Raw genomic sequence first — 23,719 nt, forward strand, 5'->3', positions numbered from 1 at the left:
TAACACCTTTCGGAGCTGGAGAACTTCTGTCCTGCCAGTACAGGATTGTATCTCTGCGAAAATCCGGTATTTTTTGCGATCCAATCCCTTTTTGATCTTAGCCCATGACCCCACGCTATCCCTACAACCAAACCTACATCTGGCTGATCAGCATGACCGCCGCCTTGGGCGGGTTTTTATTTGGATACGACTGGGTGGTGATCGGGGGCGCCAAGCCGTTTTACGAGCCCTACTTTGGCATCACCTCGGCGGAGGATCAGGGCTGGGGCACGAGCTCGGCCCTGGTGGGCTGCATGGTGGGCGCCATTCTTTGCATTTTCCTCAGTGACAGGTTTGGGCGGAAGCGTCTGCTGATCTTTTCGGGTTTTCTCTTTTCTCTCTCTGCCGTAGGCACCGCCTTGGCGGATACGTTTTGGAGTTTCAATCTCTATAGGATCATGGGCGGGGTAGGAATGGGCATCGCTCTGAACCTTTCCCCTCTGTACATCTCGGAGCTTGCCCCGCCGGAGAAGCGGGGCAGGTTGGTCACCATCAACCAGTTTCTGGTGATGCTCGGGGTGCTGCTGGCGCAGATCGCCAATTGGCAGATTTCCCTTCTCGACCGCGATCTGGCGGACAACGCGGACTTTGCCGCCATTGCTGCCAGCTGGAGTGGACAGACGGGCTGGCGCTGGATGTTTGGGGCAGAGGTGGTGCCTGCGATGCTGTTTTTCATCCTGATGTTTCTGGTGCCGGAGAGCACACGCTGGCTGATCAAAAACGGGCAAACGGAGCGGGCGGTGAAAATCCTCGACAAGATCGGAGGTCCCGACTATGCAAAAGACTCGCTGCAGGAGACCCGCTCGACGCTGCGGGATGGGGATTTGGGAAGGGTGGATCTCCGCGAGCTGCTGGGCAGCAAAGTCCTCAAACTACTCGGGATTGGGATTTTTCTGGCCTTTCTACAGCAATGGAGCGGCATCAACGTGGTGATCTACTACGCCGCGGATATTTTCCAGGCCGCGGGGTTTACCCTGAAGCAGATGATGCTCAATATCGTGGTGATAGGAGGGGTGATGGTGCTGTCGATTTTTGTGACTTTTGCCCTGGTGGACCGGTACGGACGCAAGTCCATTCTGCTGGTCTGCCTCGCTGCGATGACCCTGCTGTATGGCGGATTGGGATACTCCTTTTTCGCGGATCTCGGGGGTACTCCCGTGGTGATCCTCGTCCTGCTCAACGTGATGTTTTATTCCATTTCGCTCGCACCCCTGCTTTGGGTCTTGCTTTCGGAGATTTTCCCTACGAGAATCCGCGGAGCGGCTATTTCCATCGGCGCGTTGGCACACTGGGTCGGCAACTTCACGCTGACCTACTTTTTTCCAGCGATCAAGGAAAACCTGGGCTGGGCAAACAACTTTTGGCTGTACGGGGCAATATGCCTGTTTGGATTGCTGGTGATCTGGCGGGTTTTGCCGGAGACCAAGGGGAAAACGCTGGAGCAGCTGGAGAAAGAACTGGGCTAGCCATCTTCCGCTCCAGCTGCTACTTCAGGGCTTTTTTGATCAATTCCCGCTTGATGTAGACGATGGCAAACCAGGATAGCCAGGCGAAAGCAGCACCGATCAGGGCCCCGATCACCACGTCCATAGGATAGTGTACGCCAAGGTAGATCCTCGAATAGCTGACTATGACGGCGTAGAGGTAGAGCCATGGCAGGTACTTGACTTTTCCCTTCAGCTTTCTGTTGAGAAAGACCGCCATGCCAAAGCTGTTTGCCGCATGGGAGGATACAAAGCCGTAAAGGCCCCCACAGCGCTCGTAGTTGTACATCAAGCCATCCCACCTGGGATCATGGCAGGGCCTGAGGCGCTCTACGAAAGGCTTCAGAAAGCCGGAGGTAAACTGGTCCGTCGCCAAGATCGTCAGCGCCACTCCTCCCAAAACCCACCAGGCATTTGCCCGGTCTTTTTTGAAAATCAGGTAAATCAGCCAGGCAAAAAGCGGAACCCAAGTGACCGTCTCGGAGATCCGGTACATGATCGGATCCAGCCAGTCCACGTGGTGGGAGTTGAGCCAGAGAAACAACTCCTCATCCCAGGCTTTCAGGGTTTCGATCATTGCTCAAACGTTAGCCAGTCGATGTCTTTTTTCAGGTGCTTCAGGGTGAATTCCTCCGCACTGCCTTGGACTGGCTCGTGCATGTAGGCCCACTCAGCCTGTGGAGGCATGCTCATGAGGATGCTTTCGGTTCGGCCATTGGTGTCCAGTCCAAACTTCGTACCTGCATCCCAGACTAGGTTAAATTCGACATAGCGCCCCCGGCGGAGGTTTTGCCAGGCTTTTTCATTTGTGCCAAAGGGAAGCTTTGAGTTTTTCTCCATGAAGTGGGAGTACACCCTCGGGAAAAGCCTGCCGATCTCCAGACTGAAGTCCAGGATCTGCTGAAAGCCCTCGTCGGTCTTGGCGCTCAGCCGGTCGTAGAATATGCCCCCGATTCCGCGGGTTTCATCCCGATGCTTGACAAAAAAGTAGTCGTCCGCCCAGGCCTTAAACTTGGGGTAATAGCCCGGATCGAAGCGGTCGCAGACTGCCTTCACCTCGCTGTGAAAATATCGGGCATCTTCTACGTCGATGTAGTGGGGAGTGAGGTCAATCCCCCCTCCAAACCAATGGACGCCGTTTTCCATTTCAAAGTACCGGATGTTCATGTGGATGATCGGGACCATGGGGTTGAAGGGATGCAGCACGATGGATACGCCCGTGGCGAAAAAATCCCCAGAGGACAGGCCCAATTTTTTGAGGATTTTTTCGGGAGTGGGGCCATGTACGGCGGAGAAAGCCACGCCGCCTTTTTCGATCACGGCTCCATTGCCGAAAATCCGGGTGCGGCCTCCGCCTCCGTCTTCCCTAGTCCAGACGTCCTCTCTGAAGTTGCCCTGACCGTCTCCCCGCTCCAGCCCAGCGCAGATATGATCCTGCATTTGACGGTATATCTCGGCGATTTCGGTTTTTGTTTTTCTGCTCATGATGCGTTAGAAGGGATATCCGATCCCAAAATTAAGTACTGTCTGGCCTCTGACACCAAAAGGCCGCTTGAAATTGATGTTGTCCAGCACCCATCGCTCCCCTTCGGGCTTGGCGGGATCCACTGCCTTGGTAGCCAGGTCAAGCCGGATCACCAAAAAATCAAAGTCCATCCTCAGGCCGAGTCCGGTGCCGACGGCTAGCTCCTTGTAGAATCGGTCGTACCGGAAATCCGCCCCCGGCCTGGCCGAGTCGTAGCCGATCACCCAGCTGTTTCCAATATCGACAAACAGGGCCATGTCAAAGTAGCCAAAAAGCTTCCTGCGGTATTCCAGCATGCTTTCGAGGATCATCTCGGCGGGCTGCTCGTTGGTGTAGTCGTATTCTCCTCCCTCTCCGGTCTCCGGAGAGAAGCTGCCCGGGCCAAGCCGACGGGCCTGCCAGGCCCGGATGCTCGTCCCGCCGCCGGCGAAGAAGTATTTTTCGTAAGGCAAAATCCCCGCACTGACGCCATAGGGCCTAGCCCAGCCAAAGTTGAGCCGATAGGCCACCTGCTGGTTTTGGTCTATGGGGTAGTAGCGACGGAAGTCCGCTTGGGTCTTGACCCATTGGAAGTTGGCGTAGTCGATCCCCGGTTCGCTGTTGCTTCGGACGTCGAAAAAATTCAGCGTAGTCCCGCCGCTTTCGGCGAACAGCCTTAGCAGGGACGCCTTGTTGGAAGTGAAGTCGCCATACTTGTTGAAGTTGATGACCGTCTGTCCAGAGATGCTGCTGATGAAGGAGGGCAGGAAAGACCAGATGAGGTTGTTGCCCTCGTTTTGAAGGTCTTCGAGGATGTCGAGGAATTCATCCTGGATTTTGGGTGTGCGGATGTAGCTGATGTCCGCGGCGTTGAGGGTGTAGTGGATGCGGTTGGTAGAGGTGGCCCAGGTATAGGACAAAAGCCCGTTTACGGCATTTCGCGTGTATTCGGGACGGTTGGTGTAGATGTAGCTAAGGCGCGTTCGCGTGTTGGGGTTGTAGCGTCCGTACTTCTGGAGCGAGCCGGGAGCAAAGGGGATCAGAAAGCGGGGGAAGATCACCGTCACGCCTGTACTGACCTCGGAGCTTTGGTACACGCCCTGTCCGGTGGCAGAGGCCACCCCCTCCAGTCCCGCGCGGAAGTTGAATTCGAGGATTTCCCCGGCGCGGAAGAAGTTTCTGTTTCGCAGCGAGGTGCTAAAGAAGGGGCCGGGCAGCTGCTCGGTGATCGTCATCCCCAGCTGGTTGGTCAGTTGGTATTTTTGGTTGGGCTGGGTGAAAATATGGGCGGTCAGGGAAGTGCCAAGCGTGTCAAAGGTAATGTTGACAAAGCGGAACAAGTCGAGGTTACTGAGTTGGCGCTGGGTTTCGATGGCAGCGGTGCGGCTGTAAGGTTGGCCTGTCTTCAGGAAAATCCTGGACGCCAAGACCTTGGCCGAATAGCGGTCTCTGTAAAACGAAAAGTCGATGTCGCGGAAGGTTTCCTGTACGCGACGGTCGGCAAACTCGTTGCTGGGAGGGTTGATCCGAAAGGTGATCGAGTCGATGGTGTAGACTTCGTGCTTGTCGGAGAAGGTGGGTTTTTGGATGATCTGCTCCAGGTTGATCGTTTTGGCGGCGGTATCCTGGTAGGCGATGTAGTTGATGTACGACTTCGAAAACATGAAGAAGCCGTTATTTTTCAGCAACTCCTCGATCCGGTTTCTTTCCATGACGATGTTGTCCTGGACGTAGTACTCGCCGACCTTGATATGGGAGTCTTTCGGCCGCTGCTTGAGCAGCTTGATGATCTCCGGATTGTCGGAGCGGGTGTAGATGGAGTCGAGTACGTAGACCGGCCCCTCCGTGATCTGGTAGGTGACAAAGGCTTTTTTCTTTTTTGTCTCCACCGAAAAATCGACGCTGGATTCAAAGAAACCGTGGTTGACTAGGTAGCCCTTGAGGTTTTCGACGGTCGTCTCCGTCTCGGCGCTGTCCAGGACCACGAGCGGATTGCCGGTGCGCATGACTGCGTTGCCATACTCGAGCTTCTTTTCCAGGCTTTCGGTCTTGGCGTTGAGCTTGTCCTGCTTTTTTCGCAGCTTCTTGTCATCCGGGAGGGAATCTCTGGCCTGTCTCACTTCGGCCAGAGATTCCTCGGTGCGCTCCAGTCTTGCGGCGACCTCGGTGCTGTCGTAGAAGTTTCGCCCTACCCGGTAGATGGTCACCCCGAGGGAGCTGCCGAGAAAGCGCGTGTTGGGCTCTTGCTCGATGAGTCCGTAGAGCTCGTCCTTGTCCGATTGGTCTATGCCTTCGATCTTGTTTTCATAGACGGCGTACTGCCCTTCCTGCAGATCTTTGGTAAGTGAACAGCCTATGCAAATCCCAAGGAGAGCGATAAAAAGTATATATTTGGATGATTTCAAATCGGAATATGCTGACGGGATGCTGAGCAAAAATACAGTTAAGTTTATTAAATCCTTACATCAAAAAAAATACCGAAGCGAGAGCGGAAGGTTCTTTGTAGAGGGCGAAAAGAGTGTTTTGGAGGTGCTGCAGTCCGATTTTTTGGTGGATACGCTGGTGACAACCGAATCTTTCGAGGAGAGGCATTTTGGCCAACTCAAGTCCTTTGGTGGACAGCATATCACCGCTACGCAGAAGCAGCTGGAGGACCTGGGCCAGTACCAGTCCAACGATGCCGCGCTGGCCGTGGTGCAGATGAAGCCAAACCTGGCCTTTGAGCCAGCGGGTGAGTCTCTCATCCTCGCATTGGACGATGTCAGGGATCCCGGAAATCTCGGCACCATCATCCGCGTGGCCGACTGGTACGGGATAGACAAGCTGGTGTTTTCACCGCAGACTGCGGAATTTTACAATCCCAAGGTCATCCAGTCCACGATGGGGTCTTTTACCCGGGTGAAGTTTTTCTACGAGGACTTGGAGAAAGTCTTCGCAGCCTGGCAGCTGCCCGTTTATGGTGCTTTTTTGGATGGGGAAAACATCCACACCCTGCAAGGCCCCGCCGCCGGAGTGCTGCTGATGGGCAATGAATCCAAGGGGATCTCCCCCGCACTCGAACAGAAAGTGACCCAAAAAGTGACCATCCCCGGTTTTGGGAAGGCAGAATCCCTCAACGTAGCCATCGCCACGGCCATTCTCTGCGACAACTTCAACCGCCTGATGCGCCCATGATCAACAAATTGGCCCAGACGCTGCAGCGCGTGGGAATCAATGGATTTTTGCTTGGCCTCTTTGCTGCGATAGGGCTGGCCGCGGTTTTACCCGAGGTGGGGTCTTCCGAATCCGGAATCCCCTGGAAGCCGATGATCAATCTGGGGATCGCCTTCGTGTTTTTTTTCTATGGGGTGAAGCTCGATCCGGTACAGCTCAGGTCTGGCCTTTCCAACTGGCGGCTCCACCTGCTCATACAGCTGGCCACCTTTCTGCTTTTTCCGCTGCTGGTTCTAGTGCTGCTTCAGGTGATGCCGTGGATTGATGAGGATTTCAGGCTGGGCATCAGCTACTTGTCGGCCTTGCCTTCCACGGTCAGTGCGTCCGTGGTCATGGTCTCCATTGCCGGTGGCAATCTCCCGGGAGCGATCTTCAATGCCAGCATTTCGAGCCTGCTGGGCGTTATTCTGACGCCCGCCTGGATGGGCTATCTGGACGGAGGAGTGGCCGGCGACATCGACTTTTGGTCCACACTGGGGGAGCTTACGCTGAAGGTCATCCTGCCCGTTTCCTTGGGCGTGTTGAGCCATGGCTGGCTTTTTCCCAAGCTCAGCTCTATTCTGCCCAAGCTGAAATACGTGGATCAGACGGTGATCATGATGATCGTCTTTACCTCCTTTGCGGAGTCTTTTTCCCAGCGAATCTTCTCCGCCTATGCGGCTTCCACCCTGCTGACGGTGAGCGTCTCGGTACTGGCTGTTTTCGTGCTGGTCTGGGTAGTACTGGAGCTGACCACCCGGGTACTGGGCTTTTCGATACAGGACAGGATCACTACCCTTTTCTGTGGGTCAAAGAAGTCCCTCGTCCACGGCGTAGTGATCGGGAAGGTGATCTTTCCGGACGCGGCTGTCTTGGGACTCGTCCTGCTGCCGGTGATGCTGTACCATATCCAGCAGTTGATTTTGGGAAGCATTCTGGCGGGTTATTTCGGGAAAAGAAAGGCGGGTCAGCCAGTGGGATGAGTCGGACGCCTTTTGGCTCCAAGTATGAAAAAAAAAAGGAAGCCCCTGCAAAGGGCTTCCTGGCTTGATTTCTTGGGATGAAAATCGCTTACACGTATTTTTCGGCAAGCTGCCCGACCAGCTCCACATAGAGCTCAGCAGCCTCGGACTTGCTTTTTCCCTTGTAGGCAAGCCAGCTGTTGTATTTGGCGGCAGCTTTGAAGTCAAAGCCGCCCGGTCTTTCCCCTTCGTTGTCGCCCTCGGTAGCCTGCTTGTAGAGACCATAGAGTTTCAGCAGTTCTTCATTGCTCGGTTTGGAGGTGAATTTTTGGGTCAGCGCTACGGCTTCTTCTAGCGTGGAGGGTTTCATATAGGGATTGGGTTTTTTCTGTCAAAAAATGCCAAAAAAGCCCGCAAAATCCAACAAGGCTGAAAAAGTGGGCACGAAAAAAGCCATTCCTTTTGGGAATGGCTTCGGCGCTTGATGAGCGGAATTATCGTTTGTTGATGAAAGTGTAGTCGCGCTCGGTAGCACCGACGTAGACTTGACGCGGACGGCCGATCGGCTCCTTGTTTTCGCGCATTTCTTTCCACTGGGCGATCCAGCCTGGGAGTCTGCCGAGGGCAAACATCACCGTAAACATGTCGGTAGGGATACCCAAGGCACGGTAGATGATGCCAGAGTAGAAGTCGACGTTAGGATAGAGCTTCCTGTCGATGAAGTACTGGTCGTTCAGTGCGGCATATTCCAGCTCCTTGGCGATGTCCAGTACCGGATCAGCTACTCCCAGTCTGCCCAATACTTCGTCTGCGGCCTGCTTGATGATCTTGGCTCTAGGATCGAAGTTTTTGTAAACTCTGTGGCCGAATCCCATCAGACGGAAAGGATCGTTTTTGTCCTTGGCTTTGTCCAGGTATTTCTTCGCATCGCCGCCGTCAGCCTTGATGGCTTCGAGCATCTCGATCACAGACTGGTTGGCACCGCCGTGGAGAGGACCCCACAGGGCGTTGATACCCGCAGAGATGGATGCATAGATGGAGGCTTGGGAAGAGCCAACCATGCGGACAGTAGACGTAGAGCAGTTTTGCTCGTGGTCAGCATGGAGGATGAGCAGCTTGTCCAGTGCGGTGGCTACGATAGGATCTACCTCGTAGGTCTCGGCTGGCAGCGCAAACATCATTTTCAGGAAGTTGGAGCAGTAGTCCAGGGAGTTGTCCGGATAGTTGACCGGATGTCCCATCTTGTTTTTGAATGCCCAGGCGGCAAAGGTCGGCATCTTGGCCAGCAGTCTGACGATGCTCAGGTTGACCTCTTCCTCAGACTGGTTTGGATTCAACGAGTCGGGATAGAATGCCGACAGGGAGCAGATCAGGGAAGAAAGCACGCCCATAGGGTGGGCATTGGACGGGAATCCCGCCAGGATTTTTTTGATGTCTTCGTGAACGAGCGTATGGAGGGTGATTTCCTTGGTGAAAGCGTCGTATTCGGCTTGGGTGGGCAGCTCTCCGTAGATCAGGAGATAGGCGACTTCGAGGAAGGTGGACTTTTTGGAAAGCTCTTCGATTCTGTACCCTCTGTACCTCAAAACCCCCTCTTCTCCGTCAAGGAAGGTGATTGCACTCTTGGTGGCTCCGGTGTTTTTGTATCCTGGATCCAGGGTGATCAGACCAGAAACGTCGCGAAGCTTACCGATTTCAATTGCACTTTCGTTTTCAGTACCTGTGATGACAGGAAATTCATATTCTTGCCCCTTATAGGACAACTTGGCGGAATCAGACATATATCGTTTTGGGATTGCTTATTTAGTAGGTTAGTTCAAAAGATGCCCTCAAGTTAATAAAATCGAATGTTTTTTAAGGATATTATTATAGCACAGGATGGTTTATTATTTCGGAAGCGATTTCGTAGCCGTGCTGCAGCCCTAAACCTAGAGGCAGCTTTTGCTTCCCTGCTGGGCTTCAGCCAGTTTTGCTCGGAATCCTGTCCAGCAGGTGCAACAAAAAAAGCCCAACAGGGCCTTTTTTTAGTCACAGAAATGCTCAAACACTTCCACGAGGTGGTCGCCGATCATCTTGGCGTTTCGGCCTTCGATGTGGTGACGCTCGATGAAGTGGACGAGCTCGCCATCCTTAAACAGCGCCATGGCCGGAGAGGAGGGAGGATAGGGAAGTACCAGTTCTCTCAGTTTGGCGACAGCATCGCGGTCATTTCCCGCAAATACGGTAGCCAGGGTAGTGGGCTTTTTGGGGGAATTTTCCACCGCGTAGCGAACGCCCGGTCTGGCGGCGCCTGCGGCGCAGCCGCATACGGAGTTTACCACTACCAGCGTGGTGCCTTTATGGTTTGGGCCGAGATGCTCCGCCACCTGCTCTGCGGTGCGGAATTCTTGGAATCCGGCGTCGGAAAGTTCCGCTCTCATAGGAGCGATCAGCTCTTCAGGATACATATTGTTGAGGTTTGATTTTCGGTGTTAGAGAAATCCAAGTTCTAGTTTGGCTGCTTCGGACATCATATCCTGGGAGTAGGGAGGGTCAAAGGTGACTTCTACTTCCACGTTGTTGATGCCCTGGATCTGCTGGATTTTGTCCTTGACCTCGGTGGGGATGTACTCCGCCGAGGGACAGTTGGGCGAGGTGAGCGTCATCAGGACGTACACGTTGTTGACAGGATACACGGTGATCTCGTAGATCAGGCCCAGGTCATACACATCCACGGGGATTTCGGGGTCATACACCTGCTTGATCGCCATGACGACTTTGTCCCTTAGGCTGGTTTCTTGTCCGTTTTCCGATGTGTTGTTGGTTTCCATGGTCAGGCGTTTTGCTTGGTTTGAAAGGCAAACGCGTACAGCTTCATTTGCTTGATCATCGAAGCGAGGCCATTGGAGCGCTGGCTGCCGATGATGCTGCCCATCCCGATCTTTTCGATGAAGTTGAGCTCTGCGTCCAGGATTTCCTCGGGGCTGCGGTCGTTGAGGACGCGGATCAGGAGGGAGATGAGGCCCTTGGTGATGTCCGTGTTGGAGTCGGCTTGGTAGTGTACTTTTCCATCTACCTCGTCGGCGATCAGCCAGACCTTGGATTGGCATCCCTTGATGATGTTGTCCTCTTTTTTTTCCCCTTCGGGAAAAGACTCCAAAGAGTTGCCGAGCTCCATGATGTAGAAGATCGTCGATTCCTTGTCGTCGCCGAGGATTTCAAATTCGGCTACTATCTCGTCCTGTATTTCTTTGATGCTGCTCATTTATTCTTAAATCTCGCGATTTGGGCGATGCCCATTGCCAGTTTTTCGATTTCCGATTTGGTATTGTAAACCGAAAAAGAGGCCCTGACGGTTCCTTCGATCCCGAATCTTTTCATCAGCGGCTGGGTGCAGTGATGGCCTGTCCGCACGGCGATTCCCTTGGCGTCGAGCATCTGCCCCACATCGAAAGGATGCATCCCGTTGATGTTGAAAGACAGGACGGCGACCTTGTCTTTGGCCGTGCCTACGGGGATAAAGCCCTTGATCTCCCGGGTCAGCTCGTCCGCATGGGCCAACAGGGCGTCTTCGTGGGCTTTGATGGCCGGTTTGCCCAGCGCATTGACAAAATCCAGCGAAGCCTTGAAGGCGATCACATCCGCAATATTAGGGGTTCCCGCCTCAAATTTGAAAGGAATGTCGTTGTAAGTGGTTTTTTCGAAGGTGACCTCTTTGATCATTTCCCCTCCGCCAAGGAAGGGCGGCATGGCTTCCAGCACCTCTCTTTTGCCGTAGAGCACGCCCAATCCGGTAGGGCCGTAGATCTTGTGGGCCGAAAAAGCCAGGAAATCGCAGTCCAGCTCCTGCACGTCGATCTCCAGGTGGGAAGTGGACTGGGCTCCGTCCAAAAGGACTTTTGCTCCCACAGCGTGGGCCGCATCGATCACTTCTTTTACGGGGTTGATCGTGCCGAGCGCGTTGGACGCGTGTACGATGCTGACCAGTTTGGTCTTGGGGGAAAGGAGCTTTTCGAACTCCTCGAAAATGATTTCCCCAGCCTCGTTGATCGGGATGATGCGGAGGACTGCTTCTTTTTCCTCGCAGAGCATCTGCCAGGGAACGATGTTGGAGTGGTGCTCCAGCGTGGAAATAATGATTTCGTCGCCTTTGCCGATGAATTTTCTCCCAAAAGTCTGGGCGACCAGGTTGATGCCCTCTGTGGTTCCTTTGGTGAAAATGATTTCTTCGGCCTCTTTGGCCCCGATGAATGCCCTTACCGCTTCGCGAGTCTCCTCGTAGTAGCGGGTGGCCCGGTCTGCCAGGGCATGGGCGCCACGGTGGATGTTGGAGTTGTCGTGGCTGTAGTAGCCAGCCAAAGCATCCAGCACCGCCTGGGGCTTTTGCGTGGTGGCCGCATTATCAAAATAGATCAAGGGCTTGCCGTGTACTTCCTGGTGAAGCACAGGAAACAAGCCCCTGATCTGTTCGATGTTCAAGCTCATGGTGGGATTAGAATTTGCTTCCCAATCGCGCCTGGATGAGCGCGTCGCAGTAGTCGCGGAAGCTTTCCGTTTCGATTTTTTCCAGCACTTCTCCGGCAAAGGCATGCAGCAACAAGCCTTTTGCCTGGGTCTTGTCGATGCCTCGTGCCTGCAGGTAGAAGAGGGCTTCCTCGTCCAGCTGGCCTACGGTGCATCCGTGGGAGCACTTCACGTCGTCAGCCCAGATCTCCAGTTGGGGTTTGGTGTTGACAGTGGCGTCCTCGGAGAGGAGGATGTTGTTGTTTTGCTGGAAAGCGTTGGTCTTTTGCGCATCCTGACGGACAAAGATCTTCCCGTTGAAGACGCCGCGGCTTTGGTCGGCAAGGATGCCTTTGTACAGCTCGTTGGATTCCGCATGGGGAATGGTGTGGTCCACGTTGGTGTGGTTGTCCACGTGGGATTTGCCATTGAGCAGGTAGATGCCGTACATATTGCCTTCGGAGTTGCTTCCGCGCAAGTTGAGGTTCAGGTTGTTTCTGACCATGTCGCCTGACAGCGAAATATTCACCGAGGTGAAGCGGGCGTCTTTTTGGATATCCGTCTCGATGGTGCTGACTTCGAGGGCGCTTTTTCCTTCGTTTTGAAGTCGATAGTAGCGGATTTGGGAGTTGATGCCTCCCTTTACTTCCACCACTTCATTGACAAAATAAACCGCGTCGCCTAGGCTGACGGTCTGGTCGATGAAGGTCACCTCTGCGAAATCGCCCGCCTCGATCCAAACTCTAGGCTGGATCACTTGTCCGGCGTTGGCTTGGTCAAAAGACAGGAGCAGGATGGGCTTTTCCACCTGGGTTTTCTTCGGTACGGAGATGAAAACCCCGTCTTGGAAAGACGCTTGGTTCAGTGCCGCGAAGGGATCTTTTGCCGGATTGGCAATGGAGCCCAAGGGCAGGTCGGTCTTTGCTGAAAGCAGGGAAACTTCGATGCCTTCGATCTTGGAGGAAAGCTCGGGAAGGTATTGTCCGTTGGAAAATACCAGCACGTCGCCCTCAAAACCTTCGTACAAAGCGGCCTTCACCTGCTCAGCGGTGATAGACACAGGTTGGGCTACCGCGAAGTCGATGAGGCTTTGCTCCAGTTTTTTGGAGATGTTGGTAAACTTGTATTCTTCAGCTTTGACAGCAGGGAGGCCTTGGGAAGCGTAGGCTTCTTTTGCCGCTGAGCGGGCCGCGGCAAAGGTACTTGGCGCTGCGTCGATCAGACTGCTGAATGCATCTTGTTTGGTCAAGGTACTCATGATTGTGGGGTTAGCGATCAGACAGTGGCAGCGGAATCAATCTCATCCTTGATCCAGTCGTAGCCTTTTTCCTCCAGTTCCAAAGCGAGTTCTTTGGTGCCGGACTTCACGATGCGGCCTTTGTACAGCACGTGCACGTAGTCTGGCACGATGTAGTCGAGGAGACGCTGGTAGTGGGTCACCACGATGGTGGCGTTCTTGTCTGATTTGAGCTGGTTTACCCCGTTGGATACGATTCTCAGCGCATCGATGTCGAGACCGGAGTCGGTTTCATCCAAGATGGAGAGGGTAGGCTCCAGCATGGCCATCTGGAAGATCTCGTTTCGTTTCTTTTCACCTCCGGAAAAGCCCTCGTTGAGGGATCTGCTGAGGAGCTTTTGGTCGATCTCCACGAGCTTCATTTTCTCCTTCATCAGGGTCAAAAACTTCACCGCGTCCAGCTGCTCCAAGCCTCGATATTCCCTTACTTGATTGACGGCTGTTCTCAGGAAGTTGGTGGATGACACCCCTGGGATCTCCACAGGGTATTGGAAAGCAAGGAAAACGCCTTCTCTTGCGCGGTCTTCGGGAGCGAGTTCGAGAAGGTCTTTGTTTTGAAACACCACTTCTCCCTCGGTCACTTCATATTCTTCGCGGCCTGCCAATACGGAGGCGAGCGTAGACTTGCCCGAACCGTTTGGCCCCATGATCGCGTGGACCTCACCCGCTTTTACTTCAAGATTGATACCTCTCAGGATGGGAGTCCCTTCGATGGAGGCATGTAGGTTTTTTATGCTTAACATACTTCGAAATTTGACATTTGAAATTTGAGATCAGGAAGCCCCTCACATGGGCTTAAACTTGTTACCCCGATACTCGCTCTCTTTTAAATATTTAATGAACCCGGCTATAGATCTTGAAATCTCCAAGTTCATCGCAAGTAGTTCCTGAAGCTTTTCTTCAGTAATATAACCCCGGTCAAAAGCTCGATAGAGCTGTGATCTAGTTTCTCCTGCTGAGCCTTTGGCTATGCTGAGGAAGTTGACGAATTCTTTGTTGCCTTCCCGCTCAAATCCTTCAGCGATATTGTCGGCCACAGAGCCGGAAGATGCGTTTATTTGATTTTTGAGGCTGAAATCCTTTTCAAAGCCGTTTTTCAACGTGAGTTCAAAGATTTCTTTGGAAAACACCCTTGCCTTTTTCCAGATATCCAAATCCTCGAAGCGGCTGAAGGTTCCCATAATTTCAAATCATAAACCTCAAATTTCAAATTCCTCTAGCCAACAGAACCCTCAAGCGTCAGGGCGAGCAGCTTTTGCGCTTCGACGGCAAACTCCATGGGGAGCTGGTTGAGCACTTCTTTGGCATACCCGTTGACGATCAGGGCGACCGCGTCTTCGGTGGCGATGCCACGCTGGTTGCAGTAGAAGATCTGATCTTCGCCGATCTTGGAAGTGGTCGCCTCGTGCTCCACTTTGGCGCTGGGATTATTGATATCTATGTAAGGGAAGGTATGCGCACCGCAGCGGTCGCCCATCAGCAGGGAGTCGCACTGGGAGAAGTTTCTCGCGTTGTCCGCGCGCTTCATCACCTGTACTTGGCCACGATAGGAGTTTTGGGACTTTCCTGCGGAGATACCCTTGGACACAATACGGGACTTGGTGTTTTTCCCGATGTGGATCATCTTGGTGCCGGTGTCCGCCTGCTGGAAGTTGTTGGTCACGGCCACGGAGTAGAATTCGCCGATGGAGTGATCGCCCTTCAAGATACAGGAAGGATACTTCCAAGTCACCGCGGAACCGGTTTCCACCTGGGTCCAGGAGATTTTGGAATGGTCTCCCGCGCAGATGCCACGCTTGGTGACGAAGTTGTAGATACCGCCTTTTCCGTCTTTGTCGCCTGGGAACCAGTTTTGTACGGTGGAATATTTCACCTCGGCATGAGCCGCGGCGTAGATCTCTACCACCGCTGCGTGAAGTTGGTTTTCATCACGGGAAGGAGCGGTACAGCCTTCCAGGTAGCTGACGTAGGACTCTTCGTCAGCCACGATCAGCGTTCTTTCAAACTGGCCGGTGTTGGCGGCGTTGATTCTGAAATAAGTGGAAAGCTCCATCGGGCAGCGAACGCCCTTTGGGATATAGCAAAACGATCCGTCGGAGAATACCGCGGAGTTTAGCGCCGCATAGTAGTTGTCGGTCATCGGAACGACCGAGCCGAGGTATTTCTTCACCAGCTCGGGATGCTCTTTTACAGCTTCGCTGAAAGAGCAGAAGATGATGCCTAGCTTGGAGAGTGTTCCTCTAAACGTAGTAGCCACGGATACGGAGTCCAGTACGGCGTCCACAGCGATACCCTGCAGTCTCTTTTGCTCATTCAAAGAGATGCCCAGGCGCTCATAGATTGCGAGGAGTTCAGGATCCACCTCATCCAGGTTTTTGGCTTTCTTCACCTGCTTGGGAGCAGAGTAGTAGCGCAGGGCTTGAAGGTCGATTTTAGGGTAGGTGACGTTGGCCCAGTCTGGCTCGGTCATTGTCAACCAAGTGCGGAAGGCTTTCAGACGCCACTCGAGAAGCCACTCCGGCTCCTCTTTTTTAGCAGAGATCCATCGAATGATGTCCTCGTTCAGTCCGATCGGAGCCTCATCGGCTTCGAAATTGACCGACCAGCCATGTTCGTATTCTTTGGAGGTTAGTTCTTCTAAAATTGAGTTGTCTTTGCTCATGAGCTGAGTTATTTAGACTAATTATATTTTGACTGCGAAGGTACAACATATAATTAAAATAATATGTTCGCAGCCATTCGAATTATCTATGGGCGATGCGAAAAGCATATTAAAAAGCTTTCAAAACAGCTTGATTTTCAACAATCGGGCCTGAAAAAATAAAATCCGGCAAAAGCCGGAATTCATGTGACTTGCCAAAAGCAGCGGTTAAATTATTTATTTGTTTTTAATCTAAATAGGCTTACTTCTCCTTGTCAAAAAACTGGATGGGTCTGTTGATGCTTTCTTCCAATACGATCAAGGTCTCTGTGCGGTCGATTCCGTCGACTTTTTGGATTTTGTCGAGGACCAGTCGGAGGTGGTTGGTGTCGCGGCAGATGATCTTGGCAAAGATGGAATAGTTGCCGGTCGTATAATAGGCGCTGACCACCTCGGCGATTTCTTTCAGCTTTTCGATGACGTTGTCGTAGAGCGAGCTTTTCTCCAGGTAGATTCCGAGGAATGCGGAGATGTCGTAGCCCAGTTTTGAGAAGTCGATGTTGAGCGTAGCGCTCTTGACGATTCCCATGTCCTCCAATTTTTTCATCCTCACGTGGACAGTTCCTGAGGATACAAAGACCTTCTTGGCAATTTCGGTGTAAGGGGTTTTTGCGTCTTCGTTTAGCAAAGAGATAATTTTGAGGTCTATGTTGTCGATATCTAAAATTTTGTCCATTTTCCTATAGAGGATTTAGATGATTGTTAATGAAGGATGCGGTAAATTAGAGATTGTTCAAAATATTGCAAAATTTTTTTTTCAATTTGTAATTATTGACAAAATCCATTTACTTTGGGCTTATCAATTAACAACAGTTGAAAATTTGGTTTTGACAGGTTTGGATTGCAGATAAGTCTGATATCAAATCAAAAACCAAACAATTGGTATTCATTTCGAAACTTTTAATCTCTAAAGTTATATTTGGGTTTATATTCTGAAAAGGGTCTTGCTGCTGGCAAGACTTTTTTGTTGCCCTTTAGGCTCGGAAAGCCGGAATAGGGTGCTCTGGCCAAGCTGGCGGTAGTCGGGCCGTTGCCGATTTTTTGAGGGTCAAAGGGCTTGATACCCACTTGAGGGATGTCCGGTCTTTTTTTTAAGCGGTGGGACAAGCGTTGGTGCGCTTGCGTATTTTTAAGCAACCATAAAAACCACACTGCCTTATGAGAAAAACTACCCTGCTGACCGCGGCTTGCCTTGTTTTCGGCATGGCCACCGCCCAGGTCAGGCCTTTTGAGCCCGAGACACTTTTTCCCGAGAAAAACGAAAAATCGAAATTTCATACGGTTTCTGGCGAACGGCATGGCCCTTCGTTCTTCAGGAAGTTTGAGTTTCCCGAGGTCGAATACAAGCCTGGAGAGAAGCTCACTTTTGACAAATACCATACGGTGGAGGTCATGTACCACTGGTACGAGACCTGGGCTAAGCAATACCCAGACATCGTAGACCTATACGTGGTGGGGCAGTCGTTTGAGGGCAGGCCGATCTACCAGATGACCCTGACCAACAAGAAGACAGGCAAAGATACCGACAAGCCCGCGGCCTATTTTGAAGGGGGGAGGCATTCCGGAGAGATCACCTCCAGTGAATCCATCCTTTGGCTGACCCAGCATCTCCTGGAGGGCTATGGCAAGGACGCGGAAATTACCGCGCTCATCGACACCAAAGCCATCTACCTCCGTCCCCAAAACAATCCCGACGGCTCCAATCTCTACCTCTACACCGAGCAGCGCAATAGAAGTACCGTGCGGCCCACAGACAATGACCGCGATGGGCTCCTGGACGAAGATCCGGAGGAGGACCTGGACGGGGATGGAGTGATCTACCAGATGCGGAAGAAGGCCGTGACGGATGAGGAAAAGGAAAAAGCCAACTTTGTCATTGATCCCAAAGACCCTAAAGGCCGACTGATGGAGCGGACGTTTCCCGGCAAAGGCGAGTACCTGATGTACACCGAGGGCTATGACAACGACGGCGATGGCAGCTACAATGAGGACGGTATCGGCGGCCTGGATCTCCATCGAAACTATCCAGAAAACTGGCGTCCCAACTCCGGTGGTGACCTGACGGGCCGTGGCTATACCCAAGGCGGGGCAGGGGAGTACCCGCTCAGCGAGCTGGAGTCGCGCGCCACCGTACTGTGGATGCTCAGCCATCCCAATATCTCCGTCGTCAACTCCATGGATACCCGAGTCCCGATGCACCTTCGCGCCCCCTCGACCTCCAAGAGCGAAGAGCGCATGTACCCCGAGGATCTTGCTATATATAAGGAGATGGACCAGCTCGGGCTCTCCTTCACCGCTTACCCTTGGGCTGGCGACGTCTATGAGACCTATGCTACCCGATACAAAGTCAATTCCATGACTGGCGATCCCCTGAAGCCTGAGCCACTCTTTGGCCACGGGCCGGATTTCGGCTACTTCTACTATGGCAGCATCTGGTATGGGGACGAGCTCTGGAACAACGGCGCCATGAAGGATTACGACGGCGACGGGATCTACGACGACTACGATGGACTCATGTGGGACGATGAAGCCAATGACAGCAAGGGCTTCAAGCCTTGGACGGCCTTCACCCATCCCGTATTGGGCGAGGTGGAGATCGGGGGCTTCCATCCGAAGTTTTTTGGGCAAAATGGGCCTCCCTGGCAGCTGGAAGACTGGGCCAAAAAACAGGCGCTCTTCAATCTCGCCATGGCCAAACGGCTTCCGCAGCTGGCGATCTCCGATCTGAAGGTCCAAAAACTTGCCGACGGGGAGTTTGAAATCACGCTGGACTGGAGCAATGCCGGGCAGCTGCCGGTGGCGCTGGAGCAGGCGAAATTGGTAAAGATCGTGCAGGAGGATAGGGTTTCCCTGGACTTTGATAAGGAGCTTACCAAGGGCTATGAGGATGCCCAAGTGAAGATCACTGCGCCGAGTCTGCACGACAAGACCGTCTACTCCGGGTACACCGGAGTGGGGGAGAAAAAGACCGCCACCTTCCGGGTCAAGGTCGAGGGCAACGAGCCCGTGAAGGGGAAGGTCAAGCTTTCCTCTACCCGCGGAGGATATCTAGAACGAGAATTTACCTTAAATCAACAATAGCTTACCATGTTTAGAAAGTACAGCACCCTACTGGGTTTTGCCTTGCTTTTGGCCTCGCAGACGGGTTTTGCGCAGCAAAAGCGATCCCTAACCCATGCCGACTACGACGGGTGGGAGAGCCTAGGCTCCGAGCAAATCACCAAAAACGGCCAATTCGTCGGCTATCAGATCAGTCCACAAGACGGTGACGCAAGGCTGGAGATTTTTCCCTATGCCAAGCCAGCTGGCAAGACGGTGATTCCGAGAGCAATGGGTTTTTCATTTTCCGCAGATGACGCTTTTGCGGTGGGAAAGATCGCTCCGCAAAAGGACTCTGTGCGGGTCCTCAAGCTGAAAAAGAAAAAGGCGGATGACCTTCCAAAGGACAGTCTTTTTATCCTCCAACTGGCGACGGGAAAGATCGAGAAGCTAGCTCGGGTGAAGTCTTTTTCGATTCCTTCGGAAAAAGGCAGCTGGATCGCCGTCCATTTTGAAAAGGAGCTGGCCAAAAAGGCGGATCCTGCCGACTCGGTCAAGTCCGACTCCACCAAGAAGGCCGAAAAGCCCAAGAAAACCGACGGCACCAAGCTGCTCGTCCGCTCACTGGACGGGGCAAAGTCTTGGGAGTTTGAGCGGGTGAAGTCTTATGGTTTCGCGCAAAACGGGGATTTTCTCCAGTACACCCTTGCTGAGGAAGACACCCTGGACAATGCGGCGCTTTATGTTCTGGATCTGGCCACGGGCGAAAGCAAACTGGTGCATGAGAAGATGACGGCCTACAGCGGCCTGACTTTTTCTCCCCAGTCCAAGTACCTCAGCTTCATCGCCACGGACGACTCGGCCAAGCACAAGAAGCCTGAGCACAAGCTTTTCCTATATCAAGTTGCCCAAGGAAACGTCACCCAGGAACTGGGCAAAGAGACCGCCGGGCTTCTTGAAAATGGGCGCATCAGTCCAGATCGGGTGCCGAGATTTTCCGAGGACGAAAGCCGTATGTTTTTTGGAGTGGCCAAGGGCTACAGGGATTTCGCCTATGAGGACGACACGACCATCCTCGACGAGGAGCGTGTGAGCCTCGACATCTGGGGCTGGCAGGACGCAGAGATCCAGCCCATGCAGCTGAAAAACCGCTCTCGGGAAGAAAAGGCGAGCTATCTGGCGCTGCTGGAGACTGGCTCCGGGAAGGTGATCCAGTTGGCGGATCCTGAGCTGGACGATGTCTATCTGGAAAACAAAATCACCCAGGACGTGGCGCTGGCGTCGACCGACCAAGCCTACCGCAGGAGCTACAGCTGGGATATTCAGACTGGTCGGGATGTGTATTGGATAGACTTGAAGACCGGCAAGGCCAGTCTGATCGAGAAAAATGCATCAGGAAATCCACGCCTTTCCCCGGAAGCGGGCTATGCTTACTGGTACGATGGGCGAGACAGTGCATGGGTGGCCTATGACTTGGCAAAAGCGGAGAAAATCAACCTCACCAAGGAGATTCCTGTTCCCTTTTATGAAGAGCTGCACGACTCGCCTTCTTTGCCCGGCAGCTACGGTGCAGAAGGCTGGCTTGCCGACGACGCGGCCATCTTGATCAGCGACCGCTACGATATCTGGAAAGTCGATCCCAAAAATCCGGCTGCCGCCGTGAGCATCACGATGGGAGAGGGGAGAAAGAACCGTGTCACTTTTCGCAGGGCGAGCCTCAAGCGAGACGAGCGCTTTATCGATGCCAAGGAGCCACTGATCCTCAGTGCCTTCAATGAAGTGACGAAGGAAAATGGCTTCTATTCAGGAAATTTTGACGGAAAGTCCGCTCCGAAGCAGCTGCTGATGACGGCCAACAACTACTATGGCTTGCGAAAGGCGGAGGAATCCAGCCAAGTCATCGTCAGGAGAACCACCTATCGTGAAAATCCCGATGTCTACCTCACCGATCTGAGTTTCAAGTCTCTCACCAAGGCCTCCAATCTCAACCCCCAGCAGGCAAACATAAAATGGGGCAATGTGGAGCTGGTGTCTTACCTGACCTTGGATGGGGATGAGTTGCAGGGTTTGCTCTTCAAGCCCGAAGGCTTTGATCCAGCCAAAAAATATCCGATGATGGTGTATTTCTACGAGCGAAACAGCGATACCTACCACAGCTACCGCACTCCCGCGCCTAGCCGCTCCACGATCAATATTCCCTATTTCGTAAGCAATGACTATATGGTCTTTGTGCCGGATATCAAGTACAAAATCGGCTTGCCGGGCCAAAGTGCGCTGGAATGCATCGTGCCAGGCGTCCAAGCCGTGGTGGCCAGAGGCGGTGTGGATACCGACAACATGGCTATCCAAGGCCAAAGCTGGGGCGGCTATCAGGTCGCTTACCTGATCACCCAGACCAACATGTTTAAGGCGGCTGGGGCTGGTGCGCCTGTGGTCAACATGACCTCTGCGTACGGGGGAATCCGCTGGGGAACCGGGATGAGCCGCATGTTCCAGTATGAGCAGACCCAGTCCCGCATTGGCGGCACACTTTGGGAAAAACCGCTCTACTATCTGGAAAACTCCCCGCTCTTCATGATGGACCGCGTGGAGACACCCGTATTGATCATGCACAACGACGAAGACGGCGCAGTGCCCTGGTATCAGGGGATCGAAATGTTCATGGCCTTGAAGCGACTGAACAAGCCTGCCTGGCTGCTCCAGTACAACGGCGAAGACCACAACCTTACCCAGCGCAAAAATTCCAAGGATCTTTCCGTCCGGCTCAGCCAGTTTTTTGACCACTATCTCAAAGGCGCTTCGGCTCCGCTCTGGATGACCGAAGGCCTGCCTGCGGTCGAAAAAGGAAGGACGCTGAAATACGATTTAGGCAATTAGTTTGATCTGTTTCAAAATTGGTTTTGAGACTAAAATTTCAAAAAGTCCAGAGTTTTAGCAGGGAATTTGGCGGAAGTGGAGTTTTTTTTTGCGCTGACACGAGCTTTTTTTCGCTTCTCCGCCCTTCTTTTATGAAATTGTGACATACTAGTGAAAAAGCAAAAGGCTGAGAATTTTAGGCAATGTACTGAAAAGTAGTTGGTGACATTGGTTGAAAAATTTCATAACATTCGATGCTGACTTGAAGGGGAATCAGGCTCTGGTGGAGACCAACCTGCCAGCAATAAAGTCAGTGCATTTACAAAAAAAGAGGGCCGGGTATTTGATACTCGGCCCAACTTTTTTTGGGATGCTTTATGGCTAAGAAAACTCATTTTTCATTAGACAGAAAGACATACCATCTGATGAACCCAACGCGGTGGCTCAAGGTAAGTCCTCGGTGGATATCCAGGTGGTTTTTCAGATGGCTGAAGAATCCTTCGATGCCGTTGGTGGTTGCCGGAATAGTCGGATTGGTTAAGTAATGGAACATATTGGGAAGTGCCCGTTTGATGGTTTGGTAAGATCTTCTCAGCAGTTTGTGCGTGTACCAATACCTGGCGGTTTCCAAATTGAAGCTCTTCTCATTGAGGTATTCTCTGTGGCGTTTTTGCCAGTCATTCAAGCTTTTTTCCCAGCTGATCCTATCGTTGTGTGTCTTGATTTGCAGGATCAAAAGCACCAGCCTTCGCAGCTCCTGGCCGGAAACGTGTTTGGGGTATTGGGTTAGCCAGATCAGGCACATGCGCTGAATATGCACCAAACATCGCTGCACAGTGACCTCGGGTACGGCTGATTTGATGGCCTTAAGGATGCTTTTGTGGCCGTCGGTGGTGATGCTTTCCAGCTGGATTCCCAGCTGAATCAGATTGGCGAGATCTTCTCTGATCTCCGGATAATGCTCCCCGTCCGAAAAGCGGATTAACTGGGTGTAGCCGTCCAGACTATCCTGATAACAGACCAAGCAAAACCCCTTGAAATAGGTGGCATCCAGTCGTAGGTTCACCTTTTCCCGCTTCCGGATTTTAACCAGGGGGGACTGGTCAAGGTACCGGTAGAAAGTCTTCTGCAAAGTATCTTTGCACAGACCGCTTTCCCGACACAGTGTCTTGAAAGTTTGCCTTTCCAACACCCATTTTTTGAACCAGACAAACCTGTTCCGATGGGTTTGATCCTTGGAACTCCGAGTGAAGAAAATCCCACAATCCTTGCACTTAAACCGCTGCTTGCCGCACTGTTTTCCCCAGCGGATCACCTCCAAACTTCCGCAGGCCCAGCATCTCTTTTTTTTGACTTTCCATGAACAAAAAAAGTTTACTGAAACCACTTTCAGTAAACCCTCTGTATCTAATTGTAAATCAGCTCCTTTTAGGGTGTGTCACCAACTATTTACCAGTAATATGCCGAATTTTATAAATTCTCAGCCTTTTTTTATAAATAATTTATTTTTAAAAGCCTTTTTTTGAATATTAAACGCAAATAACCTATTTTTACTAATCTTACTTTTGGTCTATATAATAGTTGTTTTATGTTAGGTGTTATAGCGAAGCTTTTGACTGGTTACAAGACAAAACACAGCAACTCAAACGGTGTGAAGATTAAGATACTCTACCGCGGAAAACTGCCGAGTTCCGATCCCCTGCTGATCCTGAAAGAAGCCCGGCTCAAACTGTCGCAGCAGCCTACTCCGCTTTCGATTGACTTTGACTTTGAAAACAACTGGAACCAAAGAGTAGAGCTCATCAAAGGAAAGAACCCCAATTCCATCGCATCTTTTCGTCAAGGAAGTAATAAATACAAAGTCTCGCGGTACGTGACCAAGGAAGGGGGCGCTCGTCTCAGCCTGTATGCGATCGCATGCGACGAGGAGATATTCGCCGTATTTTGCAGACTCTATGACTTCGGGAAGTGTTTTTCGGAGATCGAGCAACAAGCAGCGGCCGAACTAGGGGGCAAAAGGGTCGGAAGCTACATGATTTCCAAAAACGGATACGGCGTCCTGTTAGACTCCTTGGGCCAGTCCCAGGCCTTTCTTTGGAACAACGGGGAAGCACTGGACAAGTGCTTCAGCAGCCTGCAGAGCTGAAAATAAACGGCCTATGG

Annotated in this window: 21 protein-coding genes; 6 read left to right on the plus strand and 15 right to left on the minus strand. The window is 52.4% G+C overall.

The annotated features are described in order from the left end of the window. The first annotated feature begins 104 nt into the window (after positions 1 to 104). Positions 105 to 1,505, plus strand: coding sequence for a sugar porter family MFS transporter (locus J0A68_RS17935; RefSeq protein WP_206579619.1), 1,401 nt, complete (start codon positions 105 to 107; stop codon positions 1,503 to 1,505). A 19-nt stretch (positions 1,506 to 1,524) separates the two neighbouring features. Here J0A68_RS17935 and J0A68_RS17940 read toward each other — a convergent pair whose 3' ends face one another. Genes J0A68_RS17940 through tamL form a run of 3 tightly spaced genes read right to left on the minus strand, consistent with a single transcriptional unit; the run spans position 1,525 to position 5,432 of the window. After that, a complete protein-coding gene (locus tag J0A68_RS17940) occupies positions 1,525 to 2,100 on the minus strand; it encodes a phosphatase PAP2 family protein (protein WP_206579620.1) in 576 nt (191 codons plus the stop codon). Further along, positions 2,097 to 3,008, minus strand: coding sequence for an oxygen-dependent coproporphyrinogen oxidase (hemF, locus tag J0A68_RS17945; protein ID WP_206579621.1), 912 nt, complete (start codon positions 3,006 to 3,008; stop codon positions 2,097 to 2,099). Before hemF ends, J0A68_RS17940 begins: the two co-directional genes overlap by 4 nt. 6 nt (positions 3,009 to 3,014) lie before the next feature. Then, complete coding sequence (gene tamL, locus J0A68_RS17950; RefSeq protein ID WP_206579622.1) at positions 3,015 to 5,432, minus strand: translocation and assembly module lipoprotein TamL; 2,418 nt, start codon at positions 5,430 to 5,432, stop codon at positions 3,015 to 3,017. Between the two features lie 19 nt (positions 5,433 to 5,451). On the opposite strand from tamL, the gene J0A68_RS17955 reads away from it, so the two are divergent. Both J0A68_RS17955 and J0A68_RS17960 read left to right on the plus strand, forming a co-directional pair. After that, on the plus strand, positions 5,452 to 6,201 hold the full coding sequence (locus J0A68_RS17955) for a TrmH family RNA methyltransferase (RefSeq protein ID WP_206579795.1): 750 nt from the start codon (positions 5,452 to 5,454) through the stop codon (positions 6,199 to 6,201). Further along, positions 6,198 to 7,202 (plus strand): bile acid:sodium symporter family protein, encoded by a 1,005-nt coding sequence (locus tag J0A68_RS17960; RefSeq protein WP_206579623.1) that lies wholly within the window; start codon positions 6,198 to 6,200, stop codon positions 7,200 to 7,202. Before J0A68_RS17955 ends, J0A68_RS17960 begins: the two co-directional genes overlap by 4 nt. Before the next feature lie 88 nt (positions 7,203 to 7,290). Here J0A68_RS17960 and J0A68_RS17965 read toward each other — a convergent pair whose 3' ends face one another. The 11 genes from J0A68_RS17965 to J0A68_RS18015 form a co-directional block, all read right to left on the minus strand. Beyond that, entirely contained in the window at positions 7,291 to 7,551 is a 261-nt protein-coding gene (locus tag J0A68_RS17965) for an acyl-CoA-binding protein (protein WP_206579624.1), read from the minus strand. A gap of 124 nt (positions 7,552 to 7,675) precedes the next feature. Then, complete coding sequence (locus J0A68_RS17970) at positions 7,676 to 8,962, minus strand: citrate synthase (protein ID WP_206579625.1); 1,287 nt, start codon at positions 8,960 to 8,962, stop codon at positions 7,676 to 7,678. 243 nt (positions 8,963 to 9,205) lie between these two features. Continuing rightward, positions 9,206 to 9,628 (minus strand): BrxA/BrxB family bacilliredoxin, encoded by a 423-nt coding sequence (locus J0A68_RS17975; RefSeq protein WP_206579626.1) that lies wholly within the window; start codon positions 9,626 to 9,628, stop codon positions 9,206 to 9,208. A gap of 24 nt (positions 9,629 to 9,652) precedes the next feature. After that, on the minus strand, positions 9,653 to 9,991 hold the full coding sequence (locus tag J0A68_RS17980) for an iron-sulfur cluster assembly protein (RefSeq protein ID WP_206579627.1): 339 nt from the start codon (positions 9,989 to 9,991) through the stop codon (positions 9,653 to 9,655). Positions 9,992 to 9,993: 2 nt separating this feature from the next. Then, positions 9,994 to 10,425 carry a SufE family protein gene (locus tag J0A68_RS17985; RefSeq protein ID WP_206579628.1) on the minus strand — a complete coding sequence of 144 codons (432 nt, stop codon included), beginning with the start codon at positions 10,423 to 10,425 and terminating at the stop codon, positions 9,994 to 9,996. Continuing rightward, positions 10,422 to 11,645: a SufS family cysteine desulfurase gene (locus J0A68_RS17990; protein ID WP_317195130.1), complete on the minus strand. Its 1,224-nt coding sequence runs from the start codon at positions 11,643 to 11,645 to the stop codon at positions 10,422 to 10,424. The genes J0A68_RS17985 and J0A68_RS17990 overlap by 4 nt, the downstream gene beginning before the upstream one ends. A 7-nt stretch (positions 11,646 to 11,652) precedes the next feature. Beyond that, positions 11,653 to 12,921 (minus strand): Fe-S cluster assembly protein SufD, encoded by a 1,269-nt coding sequence (gene sufD / locus J0A68_RS17995; RefSeq protein ID WP_206579629.1) that lies wholly within the window; start codon positions 12,919 to 12,921, stop codon positions 11,653 to 11,655. Between the two features lie 17 nt (positions 12,922 to 12,938). Next, positions 12,939 to 13,703, minus strand: a complete 765-nt coding sequence (gene sufC / locus J0A68_RS18000; protein WP_206579630.1) for a Fe-S cluster assembly ATPase SufC — start codon at positions 13,701 to 13,703, stop codon at positions 12,939 to 12,941. Positions 13,704 to 13,745: 42 nt separating this feature from the next. Further along, entirely contained in the window at positions 13,746 to 14,141 is a 396-nt protein-coding gene (locus tag J0A68_RS18005) for a four helix bundle protein (RefSeq protein ID WP_206579631.1), read from the minus strand. 35 nt (positions 14,142 to 14,176) lie between these two features. Further along, positions 14,177 to 15,622: a Fe-S cluster assembly protein SufB gene (gene sufB / locus J0A68_RS18010; protein ID WP_206579632.1), complete on the minus strand. Its 1,446-nt coding sequence runs from the start codon at positions 15,620 to 15,622 to the stop codon at positions 14,177 to 14,179. A 241-nt stretch (positions 15,623 to 15,863) separates the two neighbouring features. Further along, complete coding sequence (locus tag J0A68_RS18015) at positions 15,864 to 16,337, minus strand: Lrp/AsnC ligand binding domain-containing protein (RefSeq protein WP_206567844.1); 474 nt, start codon at positions 16,335 to 16,337, stop codon at positions 15,864 to 15,866. A gap of 482 nt (positions 16,338 to 16,819) precedes the next feature. Between J0A68_RS18015 and J0A68_RS18020 the strand changes: the two genes are divergently transcribed. Next, entirely contained in the window at positions 16,820 to 18,742 is a 1,923-nt protein-coding gene (locus tag J0A68_RS18020) for a M14 family metallopeptidase (RefSeq protein WP_206579633.1), read from the plus strand. A gap of 6 nt (positions 18,743 to 18,748) precedes the next feature. Next, entirely contained in the window at positions 18,749 to 21,577 is a 2,829-nt protein-coding gene (locus J0A68_RS18025) for an alpha/beta hydrolase family protein (protein WP_206579634.1), read from the plus strand. 370 nt (positions 21,578 to 21,947) lie between these two features. Here J0A68_RS18025 and J0A68_RS18030 read toward each other — a convergent pair whose 3' ends face one another. Further along, positions 21,948 to 22,943: an IS256 family transposase, variant Zn-binding type gene (locus J0A68_RS18030; RefSeq protein WP_438839575.1), complete on the minus strand. Its 996-nt coding sequence runs from the start codon at positions 22,941 to 22,943 to the stop codon at positions 21,948 to 21,950. Between the two features lie 264 nt (positions 22,944 to 23,207). Here J0A68_RS18030 and J0A68_RS18035 point away from each other — a divergent pair, with 264 nt between their 5' ends. Continuing rightward, on the plus strand, positions 23,208 to 23,702 hold the full coding sequence (locus J0A68_RS18035; RefSeq protein ID WP_206579635.1) for a hypothetical protein: 495 nt from the start codon (positions 23,208 to 23,210) through the stop codon (positions 23,700 to 23,702). The last annotated feature ends 17 nt before the right edge of the window (positions 23,703 to 23,719 follow it).

Source organism: Algoriphagus oliviformis, from assembly GCF_017254915.1.
In the GTDB taxonomy this organism is placed as follows: Bacteria; Bacteroidota; Bacteroidia; order Cytophagales; family Cyclobacteriaceae; genus Algoriphagus; species Algoriphagus oliviformis.